Source organism: Mycobacterium angelicum (genome assembly GCF_002086155.1).
In the GTDB taxonomy this organism is placed as follows: domain Bacteria; phylum Actinomycetota; class Actinomycetes; order Mycobacteriales; family Mycobacteriaceae; genus Mycobacterium; species Mycobacterium angelicum.
Window position 1 is genome coordinate 1 of sequence record NZ_MVHE01000443.1, and the last position, 241, is coordinate 241.

The 241-nt window shown below is 70.1% G+C and carries 1 protein-coding gene; it reads right to left on the minus strand.

Annotated features, from left to right (window positions below; genetic code table 11):
* Positions 1-241: PPE domain-containing protein (locus BST12_RS30185; RefSeq protein WP_139802143.1), on the minus strand; the 241-nt coding region annotated here is incomplete at both ends.

Here is a 241-nt window from a genome sequence, read left to right on the forward strand (position 1 = left end):
ATGGTGGCTGCCTTGGCCGCCTCGAATGCGCTGGCGACCGCTTTGGCTTGGGAGGCCGCACTGATCGCCTTCGTCGCGGCCGCGCGCAGGAAGCCCGCGTACGGCCCGGCTGCTTTCAGCATCGCCGTTGCGGCCTGCCCCTGCCAGGCCTGACCGGCCAGGTTGGAAGTCAACGATCCGAAGGAGTCCGCTGCGGCGCTGAGTTCCTCGGACAACCCGCCCCAGGCCGTTGCGGCCTCCA